General features: G+C 71.6%; 25 protein-coding genes. 16 read left to right on the plus strand and 9 right to left on the minus strand.

Going from position 1 to position 23,938, the window contains the following annotated elements:
• Positions 1-243: 243 nt before the first annotated feature.
• Positions 244-975: an alpha/beta fold hydrolase gene (locus tag IO36_RS06390; protein WP_051900084.1), complete on the minus strand. Its 732-nt coding sequence runs from the start codon at positions 973-975 to the stop codon at positions 244-246.
• Between the two features lie 35 nt (positions 976-1,010).
• Entirely contained in the window at positions 1,011-1,838 is an 828-nt protein-coding gene (locus IO36_RS06395; RefSeq protein WP_037617123.1) for an alpha/beta fold hydrolase, read from the minus strand.
• 90 nt (positions 1,839-1,928) lie between these two features.
• Between IO36_RS06395 and IO36_RS06400 the strand changes: the two genes are divergently transcribed.
• The 6 genes from IO36_RS06400 to IO36_RS06420 all read left to right on the plus strand — a co-directional run bounded on the left by IO36_RS06400 (position 1,929) and on the right by IO36_RS06420 (position 6,132).
• The gene (locus IO36_RS06400) at positions 1,929-2,363 is read left to right on the plus strand and encodes a MarR family transcriptional regulator (protein ID WP_037618288.1); all 435 of its coding nucleotides are present in this window, start codon (positions 1,929-1,931) and stop codon (positions 2,361-2,363) included.
• A gap of 200 nt (positions 2,364-2,563) precedes the next feature.
• The gene (locus tag IO36_RS06405; protein ID WP_037617125.1) at positions 2,564-3,232 is read left to right on the plus strand and encodes a hypothetical protein; all 669 of its coding nucleotides are present in this window, start codon (positions 2,564-2,566) and stop codon (positions 3,230-3,232) included.
• Positions 3,233-3,431: 199 nt separating this feature from the next.
• Positions 3,432-4,514 carry a glycosyltransferase family 2 protein gene (locus IO36_RS06410; RefSeq protein ID WP_037617127.1) on the plus strand — a complete coding sequence of 361 codons (1,083 nt, stop codon included), beginning with the start codon at positions 3,432-3,434 and terminating at the stop codon, positions 4,512-4,514.
• Positions 4,515-4,532: 18 nt separating this feature from the next.
• Complete coding sequence (locus IO36_RS46710; RefSeq protein WP_158997248.1) at positions 4,533-4,706, plus strand: hypothetical protein; 174 nt, start codon at positions 4,533-4,535, stop codon at positions 4,704-4,706.
• Positions 4,707-4,763: 57 nt separating this feature from the next.
• Positions 4,764-5,390 (plus strand): class E sortase, encoded by a 627-nt coding sequence (locus IO36_RS06415; protein ID WP_051900085.1) that lies wholly within the window; start codon positions 4,764-4,766, stop codon positions 5,388-5,390.
• A gap of 40 nt (positions 5,391-5,430) precedes the next feature.
• Positions 5,431-6,132, plus strand: coding sequence for a TetR/AcrR family transcriptional regulator (locus IO36_RS06420; RefSeq protein WP_037617129.1), 702 nt, complete (start codon positions 5,431-5,433; stop codon positions 6,130-6,132).
• 102 nt (positions 6,133-6,234) lie between these two features.
• Here IO36_RS06420 and secD read toward each other — a convergent pair whose 3' ends face one another.
• The 3 genes from secD to IO36_RS06435 form a co-directional block, all read right to left on the minus strand.
• Positions 6,235-8,472, minus strand: coding sequence for a protein translocase subunit SecD (gene secD / locus IO36_RS06425; protein ID WP_425535515.1), 2,238 nt, complete (start codon positions 8,470-8,472; stop codon positions 6,235-6,237).
• Between the two features lie 773 nt (positions 8,473-9,245).
• Positions 9,246-9,911: a response regulator transcription factor gene (locus tag IO36_RS06430; protein ID WP_037617135.1), complete on the minus strand. Its 666-nt coding sequence runs from the start codon at positions 9,909-9,911 to the stop codon at positions 9,246-9,248.
• A complete protein-coding gene (locus IO36_RS06435) occupies positions 9,908-10,861 on the minus strand; it encodes a HAMP domain-containing sensor histidine kinase (RefSeq protein WP_037617137.1) in 954 nt (317 codons plus the stop codon). Before IO36_RS06435 ends, IO36_RS06430 begins: the two co-directional genes overlap by 4 nt.
• Positions 10,862-11,327: 466 nt before the next feature.
• Here IO36_RS06435 and IO36_RS06440 point away from each other — a divergent pair, with 466 nt between their 5' ends.
• The 4 genes from IO36_RS06440 to IO36_RS06455 all read left to right on the plus strand — a co-directional run bounded on the left by IO36_RS06440 (position 11,328) and on the right by IO36_RS06455 (position 13,623).
• Positions 11,328-11,654 carry a TraR/DksA family transcriptional regulator gene (locus IO36_RS06440; protein WP_037617139.1) on the plus strand — a complete coding sequence of 109 codons (327 nt, stop codon included), beginning with the start codon at positions 11,328-11,330 and terminating at the stop codon, positions 11,652-11,654.
• Positions 11,655-11,688: 34 nt separating this feature from the next.
• Positions 11,689-12,057: a TraR/DksA family transcriptional regulator gene (locus IO36_RS06445; RefSeq protein WP_037617140.1), complete on the plus strand. Its 369-nt coding sequence runs from the start codon at positions 11,689-11,691 to the stop codon at positions 12,055-12,057.
• Positions 12,054-12,875 carry a rod shape-determining protein gene (locus IO36_RS06450; protein WP_037617143.1) on the plus strand — a complete coding sequence of 274 codons (822 nt, stop codon included), beginning with the start codon at positions 12,054-12,056 and terminating at the stop codon, positions 12,873-12,875. Before IO36_RS06445 ends, IO36_RS06450 begins: the two co-directional genes overlap by 4 nt.
• 97 nt (positions 12,876-12,972) lie before the next feature.
• Positions 12,973-13,623 (plus strand): Rv1733c family protein, encoded by a 651-nt coding sequence (locus IO36_RS06455; protein WP_051900086.1) that lies wholly within the window; start codon positions 12,973-12,975, stop codon positions 13,621-13,623.
• A 253-nt stretch (positions 13,624-13,876) separates the two neighbouring features.
• Here IO36_RS06455 and leuA read toward each other — a convergent pair whose 3' ends face one another.
• Positions 13,877-15,676 (minus strand): 2-isopropylmalate synthase, encoded by a 1,800-nt coding sequence (gene leuA / locus IO36_RS06460; protein WP_037617145.1) that lies wholly within the window; start codon positions 15,674-15,676, stop codon positions 13,877-13,879.
• 187 nt (positions 15,677-15,863) lie between these two features.
• On the opposite strand from leuA, the gene IO36_RS06465 reads away from it, so the two are divergent.
• Complete coding sequence (locus tag IO36_RS06465) at positions 15,864-16,553, plus strand: FadR/GntR family transcriptional regulator (protein WP_037617147.1); 690 nt, start codon at positions 15,864-15,866, stop codon at positions 16,551-16,553.
• Between the two features lie 101 nt (positions 16,554-16,654).
• Positions 16,655-17,272, plus strand: a complete 618-nt coding sequence (locus IO36_RS06470; RefSeq protein WP_037617149.1) for a hypothetical protein — start codon at positions 16,655-16,657, stop codon at positions 17,270-17,272.
• 120 nt (positions 17,273-17,392) lie between these two features.
• Here the strand turns inward: IO36_RS06470 and IO36_RS06475 are convergent, their stop codons facing one another.
• Together IO36_RS06475 and IO36_RS06480 are read right to left on the minus strand one after the other, a co-directional pair.
• A complete protein-coding gene (locus IO36_RS06475) occupies positions 17,393-17,935 on the minus strand; it encodes a DUF4262 domain-containing protein (protein ID WP_078943035.1) in 543 nt (180 codons plus the stop codon).
• 142 nt (positions 17,936-18,077) lie between these two features.
• Positions 18,078-19,286, minus strand: coding sequence for a globin domain-containing protein (locus IO36_RS06480; RefSeq protein WP_037618294.1), 1,209 nt, complete (start codon positions 19,284-19,286; stop codon positions 18,078-18,080).
• Positions 19,287-19,820: 534 nt separating this feature from the next.
• Here IO36_RS06480 and IO36_RS46715 point away from each other — a divergent pair.
• From IO36_RS46715 to IO36_RS06500, 4 genes are all read left to right on the plus strand, one after another.
• A complete protein-coding gene (locus tag IO36_RS46715) occupies positions 19,821-20,507 on the plus strand; it encodes a DUF4328 domain-containing protein (RefSeq protein ID WP_158997250.1) in 687 nt (228 codons plus the stop codon).
• Between the two features lie 152 nt (positions 20,508-20,659).
• On the plus strand, positions 20,660-21,118 hold the full coding sequence (locus tag IO36_RS42950; RefSeq protein ID WP_158997252.1) for a hypothetical protein: 459 nt from the start codon (positions 20,660-20,662) through the stop codon (positions 21,116-21,118).
• Positions 21,119-21,481: 363 nt separating this feature from the next.
• Entirely contained in the window at positions 21,482-22,237 is a 756-nt protein-coding gene (locus IO36_RS06495; RefSeq protein WP_158997254.1) for a tetratricopeptide repeat protein, read from the plus strand.
• A 213-nt stretch (positions 22,238-22,450) separates the two neighbouring features.
• A complete protein-coding gene (locus IO36_RS06500) occupies positions 22,451-22,801 on the plus strand; it encodes a PRC-barrel domain-containing protein (RefSeq protein WP_037617153.1) in 351 nt (116 codons plus the stop codon).
• A 28-nt stretch (positions 22,802-22,829) separates the two neighbouring features.
• Here the strand turns inward: IO36_RS06500 and IO36_RS06505 are convergent, their stop codons facing one another.
• Positions 22,830-23,654 carry an SDR family oxidoreductase gene (locus IO36_RS06505; protein WP_037617155.1) on the minus strand — a complete coding sequence of 275 codons (825 nt, stop codon included), beginning with the start codon at positions 23,652-23,654 and terminating at the stop codon, positions 22,830-22,832.
• Positions 23,655-23,938: the final 284 nt, after the last annotated feature.

A 23,938-nucleotide genomic window follows, 5' to 3' on the forward strand; every position in this document is an offset into this window, starting at 1 on the left:
AACGGAGTTGCGGGCCGCTGGCCAGGCGGTTCGCGCGGAGCCGCGGGCTGCGGCGGTGAGGTAACTCACAGGACCGGTCACGTCGGGGGCCCTCCAACGACGCCTGGGCCCGCACCACCCTTCGCGGTGCAGGCAGGACCGGCCGGGACCCGAGCAACGCCGAACCCCCGAGCATGCGCGGCCCTCCCGCGCCCGTGCCCTCACGGCGGGAGAGCGTGTCCGGCGTCGCTTCCGGTCTCGCCCTCAGCAGGACGGCGGGTTCGCCGCGTGCGGCGTGTGTTCCATGAGGGGGTCGAGGGCGGCGGTGCGCGCCGCGATCAGATCGTCGAGCAGTTCCCGCAGGAGTCCTACGACAAGTTCCGGGTTCCCGACGAACGGTGAGTGGCCCGTGCGCCACTCGCGCATGTCGGTGCAGCGCGCGGCCATCTCCCGTTGCAGCGCCGGATCGATGGCCCGGTCTTGTGCGCACACGACATAGGTGGAGGGCGTGTGCTTCCAGCCGTGGTGCTCGGGCACTCCTCGGCCGCAGCCCGGGGCCTGTGTGCGCAGCAGGCGGACCGCCCGGGCGGCGAGCGGTTCGGGGCAGTCTCCGTAGAGCGCGTCGACGGCCCGTTCGTGGTGGAGGCCGGTCGAGCCGTCGGGCTCGTGGACGATCGCGTCCCGAAGCCGCCGGGACGCTCCGCCCAGGCCGGCCGCGCTCTCGCCGGCGTCCGGCACGAAGGCCGCCAGATAGACCAGGTGTCCCGCCCCGCGCACCCCGGTGATCACCGACCCGCCGTAGGAGTGACCGAGCAGGACCGGCGGCTCGGGCAGCGCGTCGACGGCCCGCTGCACCGCGTCGGTGTCGGCGGACAGCGAACCCCGGTGGAGCTCCGGCACGACCACCTCCGCTCCCCCGCTCCGCAGGCGTTCCGCCACCGCGGCGAAATGCGCCGGGCGGTGATACAGGCCATGTACGAGCACCACGGCGGTCAAGGACCCTCCTCCTCCGGTCGGTTCACATACGGCTGTCAGTCCAGGAATTCCATCAGCCGGTCGTTCAACCGCCCCGGTGCGGCGAGCGGCAGGGAATGGTGGGTGGCTCCGGGGAGCACCACCACCTCGCCCCGGGGAAGCATCCGGCGGGCCCGCTCGGCGACCTTGACGGCGTTGTGGGCGCGACTGTGCTCCGCGAAGAGGGTCAGGACCGGCATGCGCAGATCGGCGGCGCGCGGGCGGCGGCCGACGACGACCTTGCGGCCGGGAACGGTGGTGGCCAGCCCGTACAGGCGCTGCCAGCTCTCGTCCGGGTGCGTGTCCGCCGTCTCCCAGGCCAGGAACGCGCGGGCGCGCGCCTCGCTCGGGCGGACCAGGGAGGGCAGCGCGCGCAGCAGATAGCCGGGGCGGAACCCGGCGAAGACCTGGGTGGGATCGACGAGGGCGAGCCGGTCGATCCGCTGCGGAGCGTGCAGCGCGTACCTGACGGCCAGTCCGGCCCCGTACGAATGGCCGCACAGGTGCGTGCGGGCGAGCCCGAGGCCGTCGAGCAGGGTGTCCAGCCACGCGGTCAGATCGTCGGTGTTCCGCAGCGGTGTGCCGCGGCGTTCGGTGCGGCCGGCGTCGCCGAGGAGGTCGACCGCGTGAACCCGGTAGCGCGTGCCGAGCACCGGCGCGTTGGCGAACCAGACCAGGCCGGTGGACGAGCCGCCGGGCAGCAGTACGAGGGGGTGGCCGTCCGCCGGACCGTACACGTGGACCCTCGTCCGCCCGTACGGCGTGGTGACGTCGCGCTCCTCGGTGGAAGCGGGCCAGCGCTCACGGACTTCGTCGTAGGCAAGCTCGAAAGCCGACAGGACCACGGAGCATTCCTCTCGCTCGACGACAATCTCGTTCAGCGAGATAATATCGCCGAGGACGAAGGAGTGGGCGTGGACGATCAGAGCCCGGTGATGGGACTGGTTCACCTGCTGCGCGCGGTGACCGTGGAGTTCGACCTGCTCGGCGCCGAGTTCGCGGCGCGGAACGGGCTGCATCCCACCGACGTACGGGCGCTGATCCATCTGCTGGACGCCTCGCGGGCCGGCGTCCGCGCCACGCCCGGGTGGCTCGGCGGGCAGCTGCGCCTGAACTCGGCCGGGACCACCGCGCTGGTGGACCGGCTGGAGGGGCTCGGACTGGTCCGGCGCACCAGGGACACCACCGATCGGCGCCGGGTGCTCCTGGAGGTGGAGGAGAGGGCCACGGAGCTGGGCTGGGCGTTCTTCGGGCCGGTGATCGGCGAGTTGGTGACGGCCGCGGAGGGCTTCGAGCCGGACGAACTGGAGACGGTACGCCGCTTCCTGGCCTCGGCCCTGGAGGCGACCGGGCGGGCACGCTCGGTCTGAACGGCGACGCCCTTGTACGGTCGACCTGAAGGGCAACGGGCTCGAGCGCTCTGCCGGGGTGCGCCGGTGGGTCACCACCGCTTCTGAAGAGCGGCGGCGGGACGGTCGCCGTCGGCCGGAACAGCCCCCGGACTCCGCAGCCGAGCAGCCCCGGAGCCTCTCACCCGACCACTGTCCGAGCCACCCTGTTCAATGGGCTCATGACTGTCGAAGACGTTGCCCGGCGGCTCCCGGCCGGCAGCGACCTGCGGAACCTGTGCCGCTCGCTGGCGATGCTCGACGCGATCCTGAGTCCCGAGTGGGAGAGCCGGTACTACTCGTTCAACGCCACCTGGGGCGAGGGCGAGGAGATGGCCTCGATGCGCAACGGCTCGGGAGACGAGTACTCCATCGTGTTCTCCGCGGCCGGGGTCTACATCCGCGGCTTCGGCCACGAGAGCCCCATGAGCCCGTACGGCAACGACGGCGAGCCCTGGCCGGGAGTGATCGACGACGTCCCCGCTGTCTTCAGACCGTTCGTCGAGGAGCCCGCGTTCACCGACGAGGCCGGTGTACCCGTCGTGACGGCCTGCCTGTGGCGCACGCCGACCGACACGCGGTGGCAGCACGGCACGATCGAGTTCCCCTCGCACCAAGCCGACCCCGACGGTTCGGCGGAGCTGTTCCACCTGCTGGTCGACCCCTCACCGGAGGCCTTCCAGCGCTTCGCCGAGGACTACTACGAGATCTCCGTGCATATCGAAGCGGTGAGCGCCCTGTACGCCCTGCGCCCGCTGAACCAGGATCTCGTGTCGTCACTGAACGCCGATCTCACCCTTGCGGACCTGGCCGAGGACATCTCCGAGATCGGCTATCCGGAAGCCTGCTGAACCGTACGGGTCTCCACCGTCGGCCGGGTCTGATTGCGTCTCTGACCTGCACTTTTACGAATACGCACCGGGGACACGGGGCCAGAGCCGGCTCTGGATGCGGCACGCGAAGCGATCATATCGCCTGTAAGTTGCGCATTTACGCTTACAACGTAAGGTTACAGACATACGAACCAAGGTCCCGTCCGCGGAGCACGCCATGAACGAGATGTCCGCCCAGGAACCGCCCCACGTGGTCGTGCTGGTTCCGGCCTACCGGGAGGTGGATTCGCTCCCCCGGGTGCTGGAGGCGCTGCAACGGCAGACGCACCGCGCCGAGCGCGTCATCGTGACGCTCGATCCGCACAAGGAACCCGGGCGGACGGCGGAGCTGGAGCGGATCGCCCGCGCGGCGGGCGCCGAGGTCTGGCACTCGGTGGACAACCGGTACAAGAAGGCCGGCAATCTCAACGGGGCGCTCGACCGGCTGCTGCCGTCGCTCACCGACGAGGACGCGATCCTCGTCCAGGACGCCGACACCTATCTCGATCCCCACTTCATCGAGGTCACCCGCCGGAAGATGGCCCAGGGCTACGGTGCCGTCGGCGGGAACTTCCGGGGCCGGACCGGCGGCCGGCTGTGCGGGGCCTTCCAGCGCAACGAGTTCGCCCGGTACGCCCGGGACACCGCCCGCAAGCGGGGCAAGGTGCTGTGTCTGACGGGTACCGCGTGCCTGTTCAGGGCCGGAGCCCTGAAGGACGTGCTCCGGGCGCGCGGGACGGGCCGGCTGCCCGCCGCCGACGGGGTCTACGACACCAAGGCCCTCACCGAGGACAACGAACTCACCCTGGCGCTCAAGCACCTCCGCCACCGCATCGTGGCACCGTCCCGCGCGACCATGACCACAGAGGTCATGGAGACCTGGAGGTCCCTCGCCAGGCAGCGGCTGCGCTGGAAGCGGGGCGCGCTGGAGAACCTGCTCGACTACGGCCTGACCCGCTACACCACGGAAGGCTGGGTCCGCCAGCTCGTCGCCTTTCTCGGGACGTCGGTGTCGACCGCCTATGTGGGTTCCCTCATCTGGTTCCTCACCGTGGGGGGCGGGATACGCATCGCCCCGTTCTGGATCGCCTTCACGGCCTTCTACGCCGTCGAGCGGGCCGTCACCGTCAGGTCCCGGGGCTGGCGGGCGACGACCGCGTCGATGCTGGTCATTCCGGAGTGGTTCTACGACTTGTTCCTGCAGGGAGTTCATATCCGTGCGCTCGCGGACACCGCGTTGCGCAGGGACCGCAATTGGTGAACCGAGGAGGAAACAGCCATGGCAAATTACACAAGCGCGGGCGCGACGGCGGGCGGAGCCGGAGGAGCGGGTCTGCTGCCGATCACCGGAGGCCCGGGCAGCTTCTGGTTCTGGATCGTCGCGTTCGTTCTGATCTCGGCGGGCTGCGCCGCGCTGCGGCTGATCCCCCGCAAGACCGACGACGACGGCTGACACAGCACCGAGGCGGGGCCGCGCCGGCGGCCCCACAGGAGACCCGGGAGCCGCACCATGAGACGCGTGATCCGCCTGCTGAGCATCGGCCTGATCGTCACGGGTCTGGCCCTGGGGGGCTTCGCACTGCTGCGGGACAAGCTGGCGAACGGCGCGTACGACAGCGCGCAGCAGTCGCTCCGTCACGAACTCGGGCAGTCGCCCCCCGCCGCCGCCGCGGCCGACCGGCCGCAGCGGCCCGCCCCGCGCGCCGGGGAGGCGTTCGCGGTGCTGCGCGTCGCCCGCTTCGGCCCGGACTTCGCCCCGGTGGTCGTCGAGGGCGTTTCCCCCGGGGACCTGCGCAAGGGTCCCGGGCACTTCCCGGGAACCGCCGGGCCGGGCCAGAAGGGGAACTTCGCCGTCGCAGGCCACCGGACCGGATGGGGGCAGCCTTTCAACCGCCTTCCTGAGCTGCGCAAAGGGGACGCGCTGCAAGTCGAGCAGGACGGGAGGACGTACACCTACCGGGTCACCCGGACCAAGGTCGTCGAGCCGTCGGACGTCGGTGTCGTCGCTCCTGTGCCGGGCCGGCCCCGAGCCCGGCCCGACAAGGCACGCATCACCCTGATCACCTGCACGGACCGCGGCTGGACCGGGAGCTACGTCCACCGGTTCGTCGTCTGGGGCGAACTCGAGACACGGTGACCCCGGCTGCGGAACCCTCCGCGGAGTGAGGAGGCAGGTGATGACACACGGTCCGGGAACGGGCGACGCCGGGGACGGCCGTCAGGGGCGTCTGACCCGCGAGCGGGTGCTCGCCGCGGCTCTGGACCTGGTCGACCGGGAAGGGCCGGCGGCGTTGACCATGCGCCGCCTGGGCGCCGAACTCGGCGTGGAGGCGATGTCGTTGTACCGCTACGCGCCCGGCAAGAACGCGCTCCTTGACGGTGTGGCGGAGGCCCTCTTTCTGGAACTGGAGAGCCATCTCGCCGCGGCAGCGCGGCCGTCGGCCGCCTCCGGTCCGACGTTGCGGGCCGAACTGCACCGGATCGCACTCGTCACCTACCAGGTGTGCCTCGACCACCCCGAGGGGACGCTGCTCATCTTCAGCCGCATGACACGAGTACCGCTGGCCCGCAGGCCCCCGCCCGTCCTCAGGGGTCACGAGCGCGTGCTCGCCCTGATCCAGGACGCCGGATACGACCAGGTGCACTCCGCCCGGATATGGCGCGCCTTCATGGCCTGGATCCTCGGATACGTGTCGGTGGAACTGCAGGCCATGGTGGACAACCCCAGCGAACCGGACCCCGCGTTCCGGCTCGGTCTCCACCGCATGTCCTTCCAGGAGCTGCCGACACTCCGCACGACCGCCCCCGCCCTGGCCGAACGGGGCGGCCCCGACGGTCTGACCACCGGCCTGGACGCCCTGCTGGACCGCTTCCTGTAACGCCCGCCTTGCCACCGTGTCACCGTGCCGCGATCCCGCCGTGCCGTGGGTCTCCCGGTGACAGGACACCCACGGCGCCGGCCGGCGGGCCCGGCGTCGAACTCACCTCCGGCGCTTGTCCAGTTCGATGGCCAGCGGTGTGGCGGTGAACATCGAGGAGTACGTTCCCACCGCGAGGCCGATGAGGAGGGCGAGGGCGAAGTCGGTCAAGGTGTCGCCGCCGAGAACAGCCAGTGCGGTGAGAATGAAGGCGGCCCCCATGCCGGTGTTGACGGTGCGGGGCAGTGTCTGCAGGAGAGCCTGGTTGGCGACGCGGTCGAAGGGCTCCTTGGGTTCGCGGCGGGCGAGTTCCCTGATCCGGTCGAAGACGACGACGGAGTCGTTGACGGAGTAGCCGATGACGGTGAGCAGCGCGGCCAGGAAGGTGCCGTCGACGGGCTTGCCGAGCCAGGCGAAGACGCCGACGAGGATCACGACGTCGTGGGCGAGTGCCGCGACCGCCGAGGTCCCCAGCAGCCAGCGGAATCGTGCCGCGAGATAGACGAGTTGGGCTCCCAGGGCGACGAGCAGGGCGATGAGGGCTCCTCGGCGAAGTTCCTTGCCGAGGCTCGGTCCGATGGCTTCGTCCCGGATCTTGTCGGCTCCGCCCGCCAGGCCGGTGACGGTTTCGGTGACGACCGCCGCCCGCGCGTCGCTCAGCTGCTCGGTGCGAACGGTGAGCCGGTTCTCGCCGGAACTCTGGACGACGGCCCGGGGAAATCCGGCGTCGGCGATCGCGCTGCGGGCCCGATCAGGATGGACGGGATCGGCCGTGGCGTACTCGACGAGTCGGCCACCGGTGAATTCCACGCCGAAGTCGAGGCCCCGTACGACGATCCCCGAAGCGGCGAGGACGAGGACGGCGGCGGAGGCCGCCAGCCACCGGCGCGGGTGGGCCATCAGGTCCGGAGCGGTGCGGCCCAGGCGCTCGCGGACCATGCCGGTGTGGGCGATGCCCGTCAGTCGCGGGCGGCGGCGCAGGCGGGGACGGGCGACGGCGTGGTCGGCGAGGGCGCGCGTGATGACCAGGGCGCTGACCATGGAGGCGAGTACGCCGATCCCCAGAGTGACTCCGAACCCGCGCACGGGCCCGGAGGCGAGGAAGAACAGCAGGCCGGCGGCGATCAGTGTGGTGATGTTGGAGTCGGCGATCGCACTGAAGGCCTGGCGGAAACCCGCGGTCAGCGCCGATCGCGGAGTGGGGCGAAGGCGGGACGCGTACTCCTCGCGGGCGCGTTCGAAGACCAGCACGTTGGCGTCGACCGCCATGCCGATGGCGAGGACGAACCCGGCGAGGCCCGGCAGGGTGAGGGTGGCGCCGAGGGCGGCGAGAGCGGCGTAGGAGATCAGGCCGTAGCAGGCCAGGGCCACGGTCGCCAAGGCCCCCATGATCCGGTACACGGCGATGATGAACAGTGCGGTCAGAGCGGTCCCGATCGCGGCGGCCCAGGCGCTGGCCGTGATGGCCTGCGCTCCCAGGGTCGCGCCGACGGTGCGCTGTTCGATGGTCTCGACGGGTACCGGCAGAGCGCCGCCGTTGATGAGCAGGGCCAGTTCCTTGGCCTCTCCGTCGTCGAAGGACCCGGTGATCCGGGTGGACCCGCCGTTGATGCCGGACCTGCACGCCACCGACGGATCGACCTGCGGCGAAGAGATGATCTTGTCGTCCAGGACGATGGCGACCCGGCGGGCGGGATCCCCGGCCGCGTGACAAGCGGCCTCACCGGTCAGGCGCGCCCACCGCCCTTCACCGGCTCCCGTGAAGTCGACGGTCACATGCCAGCCGGCACCGCTCTGCGGGTCGAAGCGCGCGGCCGCCTTGTCCACGTCGTTGCCGGTCAGGGAAGCGGTCCGCAGGCGCAGAGGGTCGCCCGACTCGTCGGGCATCACCTGCTCACGGGCCCGCTCGGGCAGGGGATCCGCTCCGTCGTCGGGGCCGACCGCCGTGCCGAGTACCTGGTGGAAGGTGAGCTGGGCCGTGCGGCCGAGCACCTCGGCCGCCTTCCGCGGATCCTGGAGGCCGGGCAGTTCGACGACGATCCGGTTGCTGCCCGAGCGGGTGACGGTGGGTTCGGCGACACCGAGCGCGTCGATACGGCCGCGCAGCACCTCTACGGTGCGATCCGTGACGTCGGCGTCGGTCTCGGTCTCGGCCTCGGCCTCGGCGTCGCCATCGGTGTCGGCGCCGAGGGCGGGGCGGGTTTCCAGCACGATCTGGGTGCCGCCCCGCAGATCGAGTCCGAGGGTGACGGGCACGGTGAGTGCGACGTACAGGGAAAGCGCGACAACGGCGAGCGCCATCAGGCTTCTGATGTGCGGGGATCGGTTCACGAGGGGAGCCTCCGGCAGGCATGCCGCGGCCAGGACACCGGGCGCGGCCGAGAATGTGGCGAAGAGGGGACGTGGGTTCAGGTGCCGGAGAGGAAGGGAGGTGCTCGTACCCCGTGACGGTGCGAGGGCTGCCCGGAGGCACAGGGGCCCACGGCCGAGAGCGGGGACCGCGCGGGATGCGGCGGATCGACGGCCGGGCCACATGGTTCACCCGGGGCAGGGGCCGGCGCGGGCTGACGCTCGCTCGCGGCATCCCGAGGGTTTCGAACGAAAGCGGCGGTGAGGGCGGGATCCCCGTGGTTCGCGAGCGTGTCGCCGTACACCGGCGGGACCTCGGCGCCGCCCGGCGAACCGAGGGAAGCCGTGCCGCCGGGTGCCGAACCGACCGACGCCGAACCGACGGACGCCGAACCCACGGGTGCCGTGCTCACGTACGCCGCGCCGACGGGCGCCGCAGCGACAGGTGCCATCCCGACGGACGCCGGACCGGCAGATGGCGAGCCGACGTACACCCAAGTGTCCCCATCACCCGGAGCCGGCGGGCCGAGCAAGGTGATGAGAACGGCGAACAGAACCGCCAGCACCACCGCCGGGCCCTGGGGACGGCGCGGAAGGGCAGGCACGTACGGGGTCATCCCCGCCCCTCCGGTCTCGATGGTGATCTGGCGGCGTCGGTACGGAGCCTCAGAGCCCCGGCTCGGGGGTAGGGGGGCCGGGACTCCGAGGCGGTCGGCGGGCGGCGCTCACGCCTCGATCAGGCCGACACGAATCGCGTAGCGCGTGAGTGCCAGCCGGTCACGGAGACCGAGCTTGTGCAGCAGGTTCTCCCGATGCCGATGAACGGTCTTGATGCTGATGAAGAGCATCTCGGCGATCTCCTTGGAGGAGTGCCCCTCGGCCACGAGCTTGAGAACCTCCTCCTCGCGCGCCGTCAGCACCTGCTCCGGGGGCTCCTCGCCCTGGCGGACCCGGTCCAGGTAGTTGCGGACGAGCGCGGTGACCGCACCGGGATACAGGAAGGGCTCGTCCCGCATGGCGGCCCGGCAGGCCGCGACCAGGTCGCGATCGGCCACGGACTTCAGCACGTATCCGCTGGCACCGGCCTTCAGCGCCTGGAAGAAGTACTGCTCGTTGTCGTGCATCGTCAGCATCAGCACCCGCACGTCCGGCTTGAGCGCGAGGAGTTCCCGGGTGGCCTGCAGGCCGGTCATCCGGGGCATGGCGATGTCCATCACGGCCAGGTCGACGTCGTGGGTGCGGGCCGACTCGATCGCCTCCGCGCCGTCCCCGGCCTCGGCCACGACCTCGAGGTCCGGCTCCCGGTCGAGGATGAGCCGCACCCCGCGGCGTACGAGCGCGTGGTCGTCGGCGAGGAGGATGCGGATCACGGAGGTGTGGGGCGTACTCATGGCTGCTTCCTGACGAGGGGCACGGTCAGCCGGATCTGTGTGCCGGACTGCGGTGGAGAGCTGACGTCCAGCGTGGCTCCGATCAGCAGGGCCCGCTCGCGCATGCCGCGGATTCCCGCCCCTTCGCGGGCGACTCCGCTGCCGCGGCCGTCGTCGACGACGGTCAGCACGACGGCCTCCTCGGTGTGCTGCAGGCTCACCTCGATCCTGCTCGCCTCGGCATGGCGCGCCGCGTTCGTCAGGGCTTCCTGGGCGACGCGGTACAGCACCAGCTCCGTCTGATCGTCCAGCTCCGGCAGACCGGTGTCGAAGCGGCGCACCACGCGCAGCCCGACGTGCGTGGAGAACTCTCCGGTCAGAGAGGTCAGGGCGCTGATCAGACCGAGGTCCTCCAGGACGCCGGGCCGCAGACGACGCGCCAGACGGCGGACCTCGTCAAGGCTCCCCCGGGTGATCTCCTGCACCTGCCGCAGATCACCGCGCAGGGGCTCGTCCGCGTCGTCGGCGGCCCGCTCCAGCGCGAGCAGGATCGCGGTCATGCTCTGGCCCACCTCGTCGTGCAGTTCCTGGGCGATGCGGCGCCGCTCCGCTTCCTGCGCGAGCAGCACGCGCGCGCTGCTGGAGGCACGTTCGTGCTCGAGGCGATCGAGCATGGCGTTGAAGGTGCGGATCAGTTCGGCGGTCTCGCCGCGGCCCCTTTCCGGCAGACGCTGTCCGGGGCGCAGCAGATCGACGGTGGCCATCAGCCGGGTGAGCCGGTCGAGCGGGGCCAAGCCGATCCTCAGCATGGCCGCGTTGGCGACCAGCATGACGGCCAGGCCGGCCACAAGGATGAGAGCCTCGGTCAGCACCACGGGCACGGAGACGGTCACGGGAGCCCACAGCAGCAGCGCGGTGGCGCTTCCCAGCACGACCGCGTTGAGTGCGAAGACCCGCCAGAACAGGGACACCCGGATGACGCCTTTCCACGTGTGAGAGAGCCGTGTGCGGCACGGCCCTGCCGATGCTGGGCCGTGTGTGGCACGGCCCTGCCGATGCTGTCTGTCACCGCCCGGCGATATCGGTCACCGCGCGGGGTTGTCGGTCCCCGCACGGCGCCGTCGACACCGCACGGCGCCTGCCGATCACCGCGCAGCCCGAAGACGAGCCGCGGCCGGTCCTGACCGGCCCACTCCCAGGCTGCCCGCTTCCCCGCCCCGGCGTCGATGGGCTCCAATGCCCATTTCCCGGACCTGCGCGGCCCGCGCCGCGATGGGCTCCGGGACAGGCGGGAGATGGGTATCGCGCCCGATGGTTTCCGCGCGGCATTGCGACGACGGTGAAGGCATGAACCACAACCGCCCTCCCCCGGTCCTCGGTCACCCGACGATCCCCCGCCCGGAACGAGCCGCCTCCCCGTCGATGGAAGGAACCCCCATGTCACTCGATACGCCGCAGGCCGGAACCCGCCATGAGCGGCTGACGGCGCACGAGGCCCTCCAGCGCCTCGAACACGAACGTTCCTCCCGCCTGTTGCAGCTCCGTGCCATGGGCGAGGTCGCGCCGGACGGGCAGGAACAGGCGATGGCCGCGCAGAAAGACACCATCGAGCGCGTACTCACCGAGGTCGAGGCCGCCGTCTCCCGCGTCCAGGACGGCACCTACGGCGTCTGCCGGAACTGCGCCGAAACGATCCCGGTCGAGCGTCTGGAAATCCTGCCCCACACGCCGTTCTGCGTCCCCTGCCAGCGTAACGCCGGCTGACAACCGCCCGCCCGCACTGCCCGGGGGTGAATGGGTGAACCACCAGACCGTCGACAACCGCGATACGGCACTCTCGCTCGACGACTTCGTCGTACTGCGTGAGAACCTGCGCGAGCAACTCCTGTTCCGCCGGGAGCAACTGCGGCAGCTCTCGGAGGCCGCGACCCGTGCCGACGCGTTTCTCGACCGGCGGACCGCCGCCCAGATGGAGGTCCGCGTCAAGCTCACGGCCTCCGCGAGCATGGTCCTCACCGACGTCGAAGCCGCCCTCGCACGGATGGACCAGGGCCACTACGGAATCTGCCATCTGTGCCGCAGGCCCATGGCCCGCGAACAACTGATGATCGTGCCGCAGGCTCGCTACTGCGGCCGGTGCCAACACGTACGGGAGGCCAGGCCGTGACGACTGCACCAGGGCCCGGTCCCTCGCCCGCCCGGCACCGCATGTGGCCCCTGGGCCGGCCGGGCGCCGGCATCGCCCTCGATCTGGGCAGTGCCCGCACCCGTGCCTGGGTGTCCGGGCGGCGCGTGATCCTCGACGTACCCACGGTGACCTTCCCCGGTACGGGCGCCACCTACCCCATCCAACGAGGCACCATCGTCGACACGCCTGGAACCGCGCGGATGCTGAACCGGCTGCTCGGTCATCGCCTGCCCCGCTTCGGCCGTCCCCTGCTCATCCTGACCACGCCCGTACTGGGGGGAATCGCCTACCGGGCCCAGGCCCGCACCGCGGTCGAAGTACTGCACCCGCGCTTGGTCCTGACCGTCCCGACCGCGCGCGCCGTGGCCGTCGCCGCCGACGCCGACCCGGCCTGTCCCCTGCTCGTCGTCGACATCGGCGCCCACCTCACCGAGGTCACGCTGCTCACCGAGGGCGCGGTGACGGACGCCCTTCGTACCGCCCTGGGCACCAGCGACCTGGACAGCAACACCCCGCCGTCGCGGATCACGGAGGCGGTCGTCGCCATGGTGACCACCATGCTGGAGCAGGACCACACCTCGGAGACCTTCGAGGCGCTCCACCGCGGCGCCCTCCTCGCCGGCGGGGGCGCGCTGCGGCCCGACATCACCTACCGCCTCGCCGACCGGCTGCGCGCTCCGGTCCAGCCCGTCCCGGCACCCCACACCGCGGCGGTCCGCGGCGCCGCGAAGCTCCTCCAAGCCGCCCGGGCCCATCCATCCGCCCGTGCCGTCACGGACCCCGTGCACTTCCGCTAGACCCCGTACTCACCTCCCCACCCCTGTACTCACCTCCCCACCCCCGTCCCCGCACGACCTGGCGAGGCCGCCACGCCCACACGGAAGGAGCGATGTCGTGGCCCGCGCGACGACCCCGTCACACCCTCCCGAAGAACTCCCGCGCATCCTGTGGTGGCGGTGGCGGCGCAGTCCCCTGCGCCGACGCACCGACCTCGCACAAGCATGGGTCGCCGTCGGCCTGTTGCTGGCCGTCCTCGGCGGCATCCCCGCCGCGATCTTCCTGGTCGGCGACACCGCTTACCGCCACCTCGGGGAAACCGCACGGCACCAGGCCGCCACCCGGCACGAGACCACGGCCGTACTGGCCCACGACGCCCCCCGACACCCTGAACCGGGATCGGACGAGGCGGAGGAGGCCCTCTACCCCGTCACCGTCCGCTTCACCGACGCCCGAGGACACACCCGCACCGCCAAGGCCGACGTCGAGCCCTCGCTCACCGAGGGCAGCACCGTCGACGTCTGGGTCGACACCGAAGGAAGGATCACCGACCCACCCCTGACCACGGATCAGGTCCGCGACCGCACCATGGTCTGCGCCGTCCTCGCGGGCGTGGCCGTCCCCCTCCTCGGCGCCGCAGCGTACGGCTGTGCAGTCCACGCGCTGCAGCGGCGCAACCGCGCCCGGTGGGACACGTCATGGGCCGAAACCGCTCCCCGGTGGACGGCACCCGTCGGCGGTCCACCCGACCGGGACGACGTCCGGTGACCGCTCGTTCGTCTCGTTCCTGGCCCGGGTTGGGTGGTGTCGTAGTGGTCGGCGACCGCCTGCCGGTCGGTCCACCAGGCGTGGCCTTCGTCGACGCCGGGGCGCCGAAGGGGGTTGCCTGTCGGCGATCTTCCATTGCAGGGACGACGCCGCCGCGCCGACGGGGGTTGCCCGTCGGCACGGCGGCGCGGGTCAGGGTGACGGCCGCCGCGCCGTCACGGTGGTGCGGGTCGGGGTGAGAGCCGTCGCGCCGTCACGAGGCGTCCGTGTCGCGGCGGTTGACCGCGGCCATGATCGCGTGGACCGATGCGGTCAGGACCGAGGTGTCCCAGCCGGCGCCCCAGCGGGTCACGCCGTTTACGCGGCACTCGGCGTAGGCCGCGGCGGGACTGTCCGGGCCGAGGCCGGTGGCGTGTTCGGTGTAGCCGAGGACGTCGACGCCGATGCCCACGGTGCGCAGGGCGTCGGCGAAGGCGGACAGCGGGCCGTTGCCGGTGCCGTGACAGGGGTGCTCCTGCCCGTCGGCGCGCAGGACGCAGGTGAACCGGTGCTCGCCGGGGGCGGGTTCCGTGGCGCTCCAGGAGGCCAGGGTGACGGGGCCGTCCAGGGCCGGGGCGATGTAGGTGGTGCGGAAGAGCTCCCACAGCTCCTTGTGGCTCAGCTCCCGACCGGTCGCGTCGGCGACCCGCTGCACCGCGAGGGAGAAGTCCGGCCGCATCCGCCCGGGCAGGTCCAGCCCGTGGTGGGTGCGCAGGAGATGGGCGATACCCCCCTTGCCGGACTGGGAGTTGACGCGGATGACCTCCTCGTAGCTGCGGCCGATGTCCCCCGGGTCGATGGGCAGGTACGGGACCGCCCACGGCGCCTCCTCGGCCGCGACCCCCTGCTCGGCGGCCTGCTCGGCGTGATGGGCCAGCCCCTTGGCGATGGCGTCCTGGTGCGTGCCGGAGAAGGCGGTGTGCACGAGGTCGCCACCGTAGGGGTGCCGCGGGTGGACCGGCAGCCGGTTGCAGTGCTCCACCACCTCGCGGACCGCGTCGATGTCGGAGAAGTCGACCATCGGATTCACGCCCTGCGCGTACAGATTGAGGGCCAGGGTCACCAGGTCGACGTTCCCGGTGCGCTCGCCGTTGCCGAACAGGCAGCCCTCGACGCGCTGCGCCCCCGCGAGCACGGCGAGTTCGGCGCAGGCGACACCGGTGCCGCGGTCGTTGTGCGGGTGGACGGAGAGGATCACCGAGTCGCGGCGGGCCAGGTGGCGGTGCATGTACTCGATCTGGTCCGCGTACACGTTGGGCGTGGCGATCTCCACGGTCGCGGGCAGATTGTGGATCACCGGCCGGTCCGGGCTCGCGTCCCACAGCTCGGTCACGCTGTCGCACACCTCCAGGACGAAGTCCGGTTCCGTGAGGTTGAAGACCTCCGGGGAGAACTCGAACCGGATGTCGGCGCCCGCCAACTGCTCGGTCCTGCGCAGCAGATGGCCGGCGGCGTCCAGGATCAACCGGTGGACCTCGGCGCGGGAGCGGGACAGGACCACGTTCCGCCAGGTGGGAGCGGTCGCGGTGTAGAGGTGCACGAGGGTGCAGGGGAGTCCTTCGAGGGAGGCGACGGTCCGGTCGATCAGGTCTTCGCGGGCGGCCGTGAACACGGAGACGGTCACGTCGTCCGGGACCGCACCGCTGTCGGCCAGGTGCCGTACGAAGTCGAAGTCGGTCCGGCTGGCGGACGGGTAGCCGACCTCGATCTCCTTGAAGCCCATGGCGACCAGGAGGTCGAACATCCGGCGTTTGCGCGCGGTGTCCATGGGCTCGGCCAGTGCCTGGTTGCCGTCGCGCAGATCGACCGGAACCCACAGCGGGGCCCGCTCGATCCGGCGGGAGGGCCAGGTCCGGTCGGTCAGGGGCAGGGCGACCCGCTCGTGGGCGGGCCGGTAGCGGTGGTGCGGCATCGCGCTCGGACGCTGCGGATTCCAGCGCGGCGCGCCGTCCGGGACGTCACCGGCGGGGGTGTGCAGCGTGGGGAACGCCGTGCTCTGAGAGGGAGCTGCCATGGTGTGCTGAGCCTCTTTCGGTCGGCCGTCGGAGACCGGCGCAGCCTGGAACCCCGCTGCGGGGTGCCGGTCGCGTCAGGCCCCGCAGCGGCGGCCGAGGAGAAGAAGCCCGGACAGCAGCATGCGGGGTACACTAGCGACACCTCAGGTCCTCAGACAACCTGAGGGATGGAAGGGTGAACCTCACATGTCTCTAGGCGCCTTGCGGCCCTCCCCCTTGGTCGAGCAGGCCACCGCCCACCTGCGCGAGCAGATCACCGACGGCGAGTGGCCCGTGGGAACGAAGCTCCCCGGCGAGACCACGCTGGCCCAGACCCTGGGCGTGGGGCGGTCCACCGTCCGCGAGGCGCTGCGCGCACTGGCCGGCGCGGGACTGGTCCAGGCGCGTCAGGGATCCGGCGTCTTCGTCATCGCGACCACCCCCGAGGAGGACTGGTCCACCCGGCTGCGCCGCTCGGCCATCACGGACGTGTACGAGGTCCGGATGCTCCTCGAGGTGGAGGCCGCCCAACTGGCGGCGGAGCGCCGGACCGAGGAGGACGTCACCGCGCTCCACGCGGCCCTGGCCGGACGCCGGGACGCGGCCGGTAACGGCGACACCGCGTTCGTGGAGGCCGACATCACCCTGCACCGGGCCGTGGTCGCCGCCGCCCACAACCCCGTACTCACGGCCCTGTTCACCGAGTTCGTGCCGGTGCTGCAGCAACGCCTGCTGGATCTGGTCGAGTTGCTCGGCCTGCGCTCCGACGACCCGAACCACGGCGACACGGGGCACGCCGCTCTGGTGAACGCTGTCGTACGAGGGGACGCAGAGGCGGCCGGACGGGCACTGCGGGAGGAACTCCGGGAAACCCTGGCCCTGCTCAGATCCCTGTGACCACGCCGGCCTCCGCACGGTCGCGGAAGGACGCCGGGCTCGCCCCGGGCGCCGCTCGACCTCCCCTGACCTGCCGCGACGGCAGTCGGTAGGCTGGTGGCATGTACACACGGGGGCGGGGACTCAAACTCACAGCGGTGTCGGCGATGGTCGTACTGACCCTGACCGGCTTCTCTTCCGGTCACGGTCACGGCAGGCGCGGCCACCACAGCGACGGCGGCGGCTGCAGCAGCTCCAGCCAGGACCACGACGCTTCGTCGACGTCCGGGGGCAGCGGCGGCTCGTCCGGCGGCGATCCCTACGGGGGGTCGACCAGCGGCTCCGGGTCCGACGACACGTACGGCTCCGGGACGACCACCGGTACCAGCGGCGGAAGCACCCACCGCACGCGGCCCACCCGTCGCTCCACCCCCACGGCGTCCCCCACCGGCGACTCCGCCAGGCCCCTGGAGGACGGCACCGCCGTGCTCGTCCACTGCGCGAGCGCGGACGACCCGTACGCGACCGTCGAGGTCAGGAATCCGAACGGACGCCAGGGCCTGTTCACCGTCAAGATCGGCTTCAAGGACGCCCGGGGCTCCGCCCTGTTCGAGACCTCCGACCAGGTGTCGGTGCCCGCGAAGGACAAGGCGACGGTCCGGGTGCCGGTCGCGAGCGCGGGGCGCGTGGAGGAGATCGACCACTGCGAGGTCGCGCCGCGGGCCACCGCGGTGCGCTGACGGCCGGGGCCGGCAGTCGTCAGCCGGCGGGGACGGCGGCCCTGCGGCTGACGGCCGACGGCTGACGGAGCCGGGGGTCGGCGGGGCCGGCAGCCGGCTCGCGCGACCCTCGGGGTCACCTCACGCGACGTCGGTCCACGGCCCGGTGGTCTCGTTCTTGGGAATCCACAGCAGTGGCTGCACCGTGCGGCAGCGCTCGTCCACGCCCGCTTCCCAGGGGAACCGGCCGGCCTTGTCGGGCCAGAACAGCTGCGCGATCGGCAGCGGCGGGGTCTGGTAGAAGTCGACGCCCGCGCCGAAGAAGTCGTAGTACCAGCTGGGATCGACGGGCCGCAGGACCACGTCGTAGCCGTTCAGCACATCGCCCCGGGGCCGGTCGAGCTCGAGCGGCTCACCGTCCCGTATCGCCGTCCCGGCGGAATTGACCACGCTCATCGCGGTCCCCGACGGCAGACCGAAGACGCTCACCTCGGGACTGCGCAGGGTGTGCCACATGCCGATGGAGTAGCCCCAGTCACTCGGGGCATCACCGCCGGCCACCCCCATGACGTGCCAGCCGAAGTCCGTCACGCTCTGCGCCACCCGCCGGTCACGCTCCTCCGACACGGGACCGCCCCATTCGGTCGGGGCGCAGAGGAGACAGAAGCAAGGGGAGTCGATCATCCGGGCAGCCTAACCGCAGGTCGCGGCACCCCACGCATCGCCGTCGTCGAAGAGCGCCTCGGCGCCCGCCCCGGCCGTGTCGGGCAGGCCCGACCGGTCTCCGTCCAAGTGAACTGACCGGTCGGGGTGACGGCGTGGTGCTTCAGTCGAGGTCCGCCTGCCAGAGGTCGGGGCCGAAGACCTCGTACTGGATGTCGTGGGGCGAGACTCCGCGGCCGAGCAGGGCGCTGCGCAGCGGCTGCATGAACGCCAGCGGGCCGCACATGTAGTACACCGCCTTGTCCGGCAGATCGACGTGGGAGAGGTCCATCAGCCCGTCGAAGACGCCCTTCACCGGCTCGTTGGTCTGCGCGCCCTTCTCGTACCAGAGGTACATCTCGGCGTTGCGCAGTTCGAGTACGTCACTGACCACCTGGCGGCGCAGCGCGAACGACGCCTCGTCGAGGTCGGCGTGCAGGACGGTGATCGGCAGCCGGGACTCGGCCTGCACCAGATGGGAGAGCATCCCGGCCATGGGGGTGATCCCGATGCCGGCCGTCGCGAACACCACCGGCCGCCCGGAGTCGTCGAGTACGACGTCGCCGTACGGCAGCGACAGCGTGAGCTCGTCACCGACGTCGACCGAGTCGTGCAGGAGGGCGGACACCTCTCCCTCGGGCTCCCCGTTGCCGTACACCCGCTTGACGGAGAACTGGCGGTGTTCCCCGTCGTCGGCCCGGGTCAGGCTGTACTGGCGCGGCTGACGCACCCCGTCGGGCATGTCCATGAGTACGGTGACGTACTGGCCGGGCAGCGAGGTGGTCACCAGACGGTCGTCGACCCGCTTGACCACGAACGTCACGACGTCCCGGGTCTCCCTGATCTTCTTCTCGACCACCCATGTGCGCCACACCGTCTCGGGCGTGACACCCCGGGCGCTGTACAGCCCGCGCTCCTGGTTGATGAGGGCGTTCGCCATCAGCCAGTAGACCTCGTCCCAGGCCGCGGCGACCTCCGGGGTGACCGCGTCGCCGAGGACGTCGACGATGGCCCACATCAGGTTGTCGTGGACGGTCTGGTACTGCTCGGGGCGGATCCCGAGCGACGCGTGTTTGTGCGCGATGCGCTTCAGCAGGTGTTCCGGTGTCCGCTCCGGCGTGCTCACCAGGCCACTGGCGAACGCCGCGACGGAACCGGCGAGCGCCTGCTGCTGTTCTCCGTGCGCCTGGTTCCCTCGGTTGAAGACGCCGTTCAGGAGCTCGGGGTGCTCCGCGAACAGGTGCCGGTAGAAGCGCTGGGCGATCTCACCGATGTGTTCGCCGACGACGGGCAGCGTCGCCGTGATGACGGGACGAGACGTGTTCGAAAGCATGACGGGCATCTCCAGCGCGGGCGAGGTGCGGGCGGGCATCGGGCAACTGCGGCCTTGCTCGTACGGCAGTCGGAGCAGAGGGCGGCCGCCGGGCCTGTGCCGATGCCACGGCCTTCCTCGGTGACCGGATCGCCGGGGTGCGTGGCGCGGCGCCCGCGCTCCACGCTAGAAGGGGACCGGGCACCGCGCATCCCCTGTTCCCGCATTGGTGGGCGATTCTCCGGATCCCGCCGCGAGGTCCGGAGCGCGGCCGCGCTCCGCGCGGCTACGCGGCCGGCTCCCCCACCGCGCGCACGTCGTGGCATGCGCCGTCCCGGCCCGTACGGCAGCACCACACCGGGGGCGGCCGGGATCCGTCGCACCCGGTACCGTTCGGCGCGATTCCTGTCCCCGCACCGGGCGCTGCCCCGGAGGCGAACTCCGGCTCCGAGGACGGCGGCAGCACTTGCGGGGCGGGGCCATAGCACCTCTCGGCGGGTTAGGATCACGCGCCGACCTGCGGAAAGTCCGAACAGGGGCTCCCGGAGGTGTGTCGTGAAGAGCGCGGTGAAAGCGCGGGGCGGGTCCGCCCTGTGGACCTGTGGTGTGCTCGCCGCACACGTCCTCCTGACCCTGGCGACCGCGCTGGCCGCGTGGCACAAGCACCAGGTCCTGCTGGCACCGCCCTTGCCGCCCACGCCCGACGGCGGCGAGGGGCTGCCGCTGCTCATCGCCAACATGTGGCTGGGCAACATAGTGGGCTGGTGGCAGGCCGTGACCGTCGCAGCAGTGCTGGTGCTGATGATCTGGACGGCCGGCATGCGTGACCTCGCGGAACGGCTCTGGCCGGAGGGACAGCGCCGCCGCCGCGCCTGGCTGTTCTTCGGCTGGATCGTCCCGGGAGCCGACCTGTTCGTCCCCAAGATGATCGTCAACGACCTGTGGGCGGCCTCCGAACCGGCGGAGCGCCGTCGCCGCGGCCACCCCCTGCTCACCGTCTGGTGGCTCTTCGTCCTCGCCGCCGGGACGGCGGGCGACCGGGCCCTGACCGCGATGAAGAAGTCGGACACCTCGTCACAGAGCGGCCGGGCACTGGAGCGGGTGCTGCTCGGCGACGGGCTGTTCCTCTGCGCCGCCCTGCTGTCCGTCTGCGTGGTGTGGCAGCTCAGCGGTCGGCTGAGGGGTGCCGTGTGGTCGGCCCCCGCCCGGTCCGGGAGCCTTGTCGGGACCGGTGCGGTCTGAGCGACCGGCGTGATCTGAACAACCGGCACGGTCCGAACAACCGGCGGGGTCTGAGCGAGCGGCCCTGTCCGAGCTACCGGCACCGTCTGAACTCGCCGTCGTGCCATGAGCGTTGCCGACAGCCCTATCGCAGGCGTTGCTAACGTGACGGCATGGGACGTCGTCGCTACCGCCAACTGGTCGTAGGCTCCGAGCGGTTCAGGTGGTGGGTCAGCCATCGCCATGTGCCGGAGCCGAACCCCGCCGGCGGCGGCCCCGGGCACGCCTGCCAGGAGGTCCTCGTCCTCGCGCGCGAGGGTTCGCCGGGCGTGATCCGCATCGTCTTCGCCGCGGGCCCCGAGCGTGTGGTGGGCGGCGGTGGCTGGGGAGCCCACGAGGGTGGAGTCAGCCGTATGCGAGGCGGCTACCTCAATCTTCACCGGCCCGCGACCGTGCGGGAGTTGCTCGACGAGGCCAGGGCGCACGGGGAGGTCTTCGGTCGCGCCGGCGAAGTGGACGGGTGGCGCTTCTTCGACGCCGTGGCCGCGCGCGTACCACCGGAGACCCCGGAAGGGCCAGGGAACCAGAAAGCATCTGAGGACCGGGAAGCACCGCGGATGACGTCCGGGTGAAGGGCCCGTACGGCGGACCGTCCCGTCCTTGCCCCTCCCGTCCGGGAATCCGGCCGCACCGGTGCTCCCCCAGGCCGGGGCCGGGTCGGAGGGCTCCCACCGGATTCCGGTCGGCGGGCGGCGAGGGCTTCAAGGATCTGGCGCCGCCGTCGGAAACGGGCCACATCGGCGGTAGCCTCCGCGGAACGCCCGGATGTCAGGACAACCGGGCCTACGATTGAGCCGGTTGCCGAGCCGTACCATCGGTCGGAACCCGGCGCGCCGGGACGACGTACAGGAACGGCTGGAACGACCGGTGACGACTGGTTCGTCCCCGTCGTCGCTCCCGGCCTCCCCGCGAGGCCGCGGCACGACGAACCGCACGTGTCCGCCGGGGCAGGCCACGACGCGAGAGGCAGCGACATGGTGCTGTGGCAGGGGACCAACTTCACCGTGGACGGGCACGAGCCGACCAGCGCCGAGGAGTACTACCGGATCGGCCTGCACAGCTGGAACAGCGGGCAGCACCCCGGCGCCGAGGTCTACTTCCTCGAGATCGCGGCGGCCAGGGGCCACGGCGCCGCGATCGAACTGCTCGGGCACATCGACTACATACAGGGGCGCTACGCCAGCGCGGTGCCACGGCTGCGGCACAGCAGCGGTTCACCGCGATCGGCCTTCTACCTCGCCTCGCTCTACCACCACGGCTGCCCCCAGGCGGGCATCGTCGAGTCGTTGGACGAGGCGGCCCGTTGGTACCACGCCTCGGCCGAGCTGGGCGAACCCGAGGCGATGATCGTCCTCGGTGACCTGTACCTGGAGCGGCTGATCCCGATCACCCGGGCACCGGCGGAGCACGCCCTGGAACAGTTCCTGGCGGCGGCCACCCGCAACCACCCCTACGGCCAGTACCGCGCCGCGGAGATCTACCGCACCCTGTACCAGGACAACGAACGCGCCGCCGTGATGTACCAGACCTGCGTGGACAACCCGCTGACCGCGCGCCACGCCCTGGGGTCGATGATGACGCTCCAGAGCCAGGCGCAGCTGCGGGAGATCGCGGCCGCCCGGGCGGCCCGGCGGCTGCAGCAGCGGCGGGACGCAGTCAACCCGGCACAACGCCGGGGCGACTACTACTGACGCGGCCGACCGCACGGGCCCCGCTCGTCCCGGTCCTGGGCGGGCGGGCCGGTCGGATCCGGGTCGGGCGGGTCTGGTCTGGTCTCGTTCGGCACTGGCGCCCCGGGAGCCGCAACCGGCGTCGCGCGCGCCCTTCGTCTAACGTGGAGGACGCCCCCGCGCGCCCCGGGTTCCGCTCCGGAAACGCGAGGATCCTCGACGAGGGAGCCGCTCATGACCGACAGCATCTGGGGTTACCACCCGGCCGCCGGGCACATCGCGGGCACCGATCTGGTCGGGTACAAGGTCGAGGCCACCGACGGCCACATCGGCAAGGTCGACAAGCACGCCGACGACGCGGGCTCCTCGTACCTCGTCGTCGACCTCGGCGTGTGGATCTTCGGCAGACACGTCCTGCTGCCCGCCGGTACGGTGCGACGGATCGACCTGGACGAGCAGAAGATTTATGTCGCGCTCACCCAGGAGCAGATCAGGGAATCCCCGGAGTTCGACCGGGACCGGCATGTCGGCGACGTCGACTACCACGAACTGGTCGGCGGCTACTACCAGAGCCACCGCGCCTGACCCACCCGGGCCCGCCCGCGAGCGCCACTCACCCCTGCGCCAGCTCCGCCACCGACTGCCACTTCTCCCAGGACGCCAGGCGCCCTTCGTAGTCCGCCTTCGCGATGCCGAGCGGCGCCGAGCCGAAGAAGCAGCGCAGCGGCGGCTCCTCGGCGTCCACGATCTCCAGGACGGCCGCGGCGGACGCGCGCGGGTCGCCCGGGGTGCCGACCCGCTTGCGCCGCTGCTCCTGCACCTCCTTGTGGAAGTCGGCGTACGCCGGCAGCGGCTCGGAGGTGCTCGACGAGGAACCGGCCCAGTCGGTCGAGAACCCGCCCGGCTCGATCAGCGTGACCTTGACGCCGAAGGGCGCCACTTCCTGGGCGAGCGCCTGGCTCATCCCCTCGAGCGCCCACTTCGACGCGTGGTAGATGCCGACCAGCGGGAAGGCGCTGATCCCGCCGATGGAGGAGACCTGAAGAATGTGGCCGCTCCCCTGCTCGCGCAGGAACGGAAGTGCCGCCTGGGTGACCCACAGGGCGCCGAAGAGGTTGGTCTCGAGCTGCGCGCGGGCCTCCGCCTCGGTGATCTCCTCGATCATCCCGAAGTGCCCGTAGCCGGCGTTGTTGACGACCACGTCGAGCCGTCCGAACCGCTCGTGCGCCAGCCGCACCGCGGCGAAGTCGGCGTCGCGGTCCGTGACGTCGAGCTGCAAGGGCAGCAGCCGGTCCCCGTAGGTCTCGCGAAGATCGCCCAGAGTGGACAGGTCCCGGGCCGTCGCGGCCACCGAGTCGCCGCGCTCCAGAGCCGCGATGGCCCACTCCCGTCCGAAGCCCCGGGAGGCGCCGGTGATGAACCAGATCTTCTGTGTCATGGAGTGCTCCTCGTGGAACGTGTCGTCCGCTCGGTCGCCGCGTCACCGCGGCGCCACTCCCGCCACCCAACACCCTGGAGTGCACTCCAGCGCAAATCCGGCCGCCGGGCAGACCGAGGTCCTGGGGCTGTCCCGCGGGGAAGGCCGGAGACCGGGCCGGGTGCGCGGGACGGGTGCAAGACCGGGCGTGCCCCACGGGGAAGGCCGAGGACGGGGCCCCTCACGACCGTAGGGCCGGCAAGGCCGGCCCTACGGGTATCGGGTGAGCCGCTGAGAGCGGTCGC

The organism is Streptomyces aureus, from assembly GCF_000725495.1.
GTDB classification, from domain to species: Bacteria; Actinomycetota; Actinomycetes; order Streptomycetales; family Streptomycetaceae; genus Streptomyces; species Streptomyces aureus_B.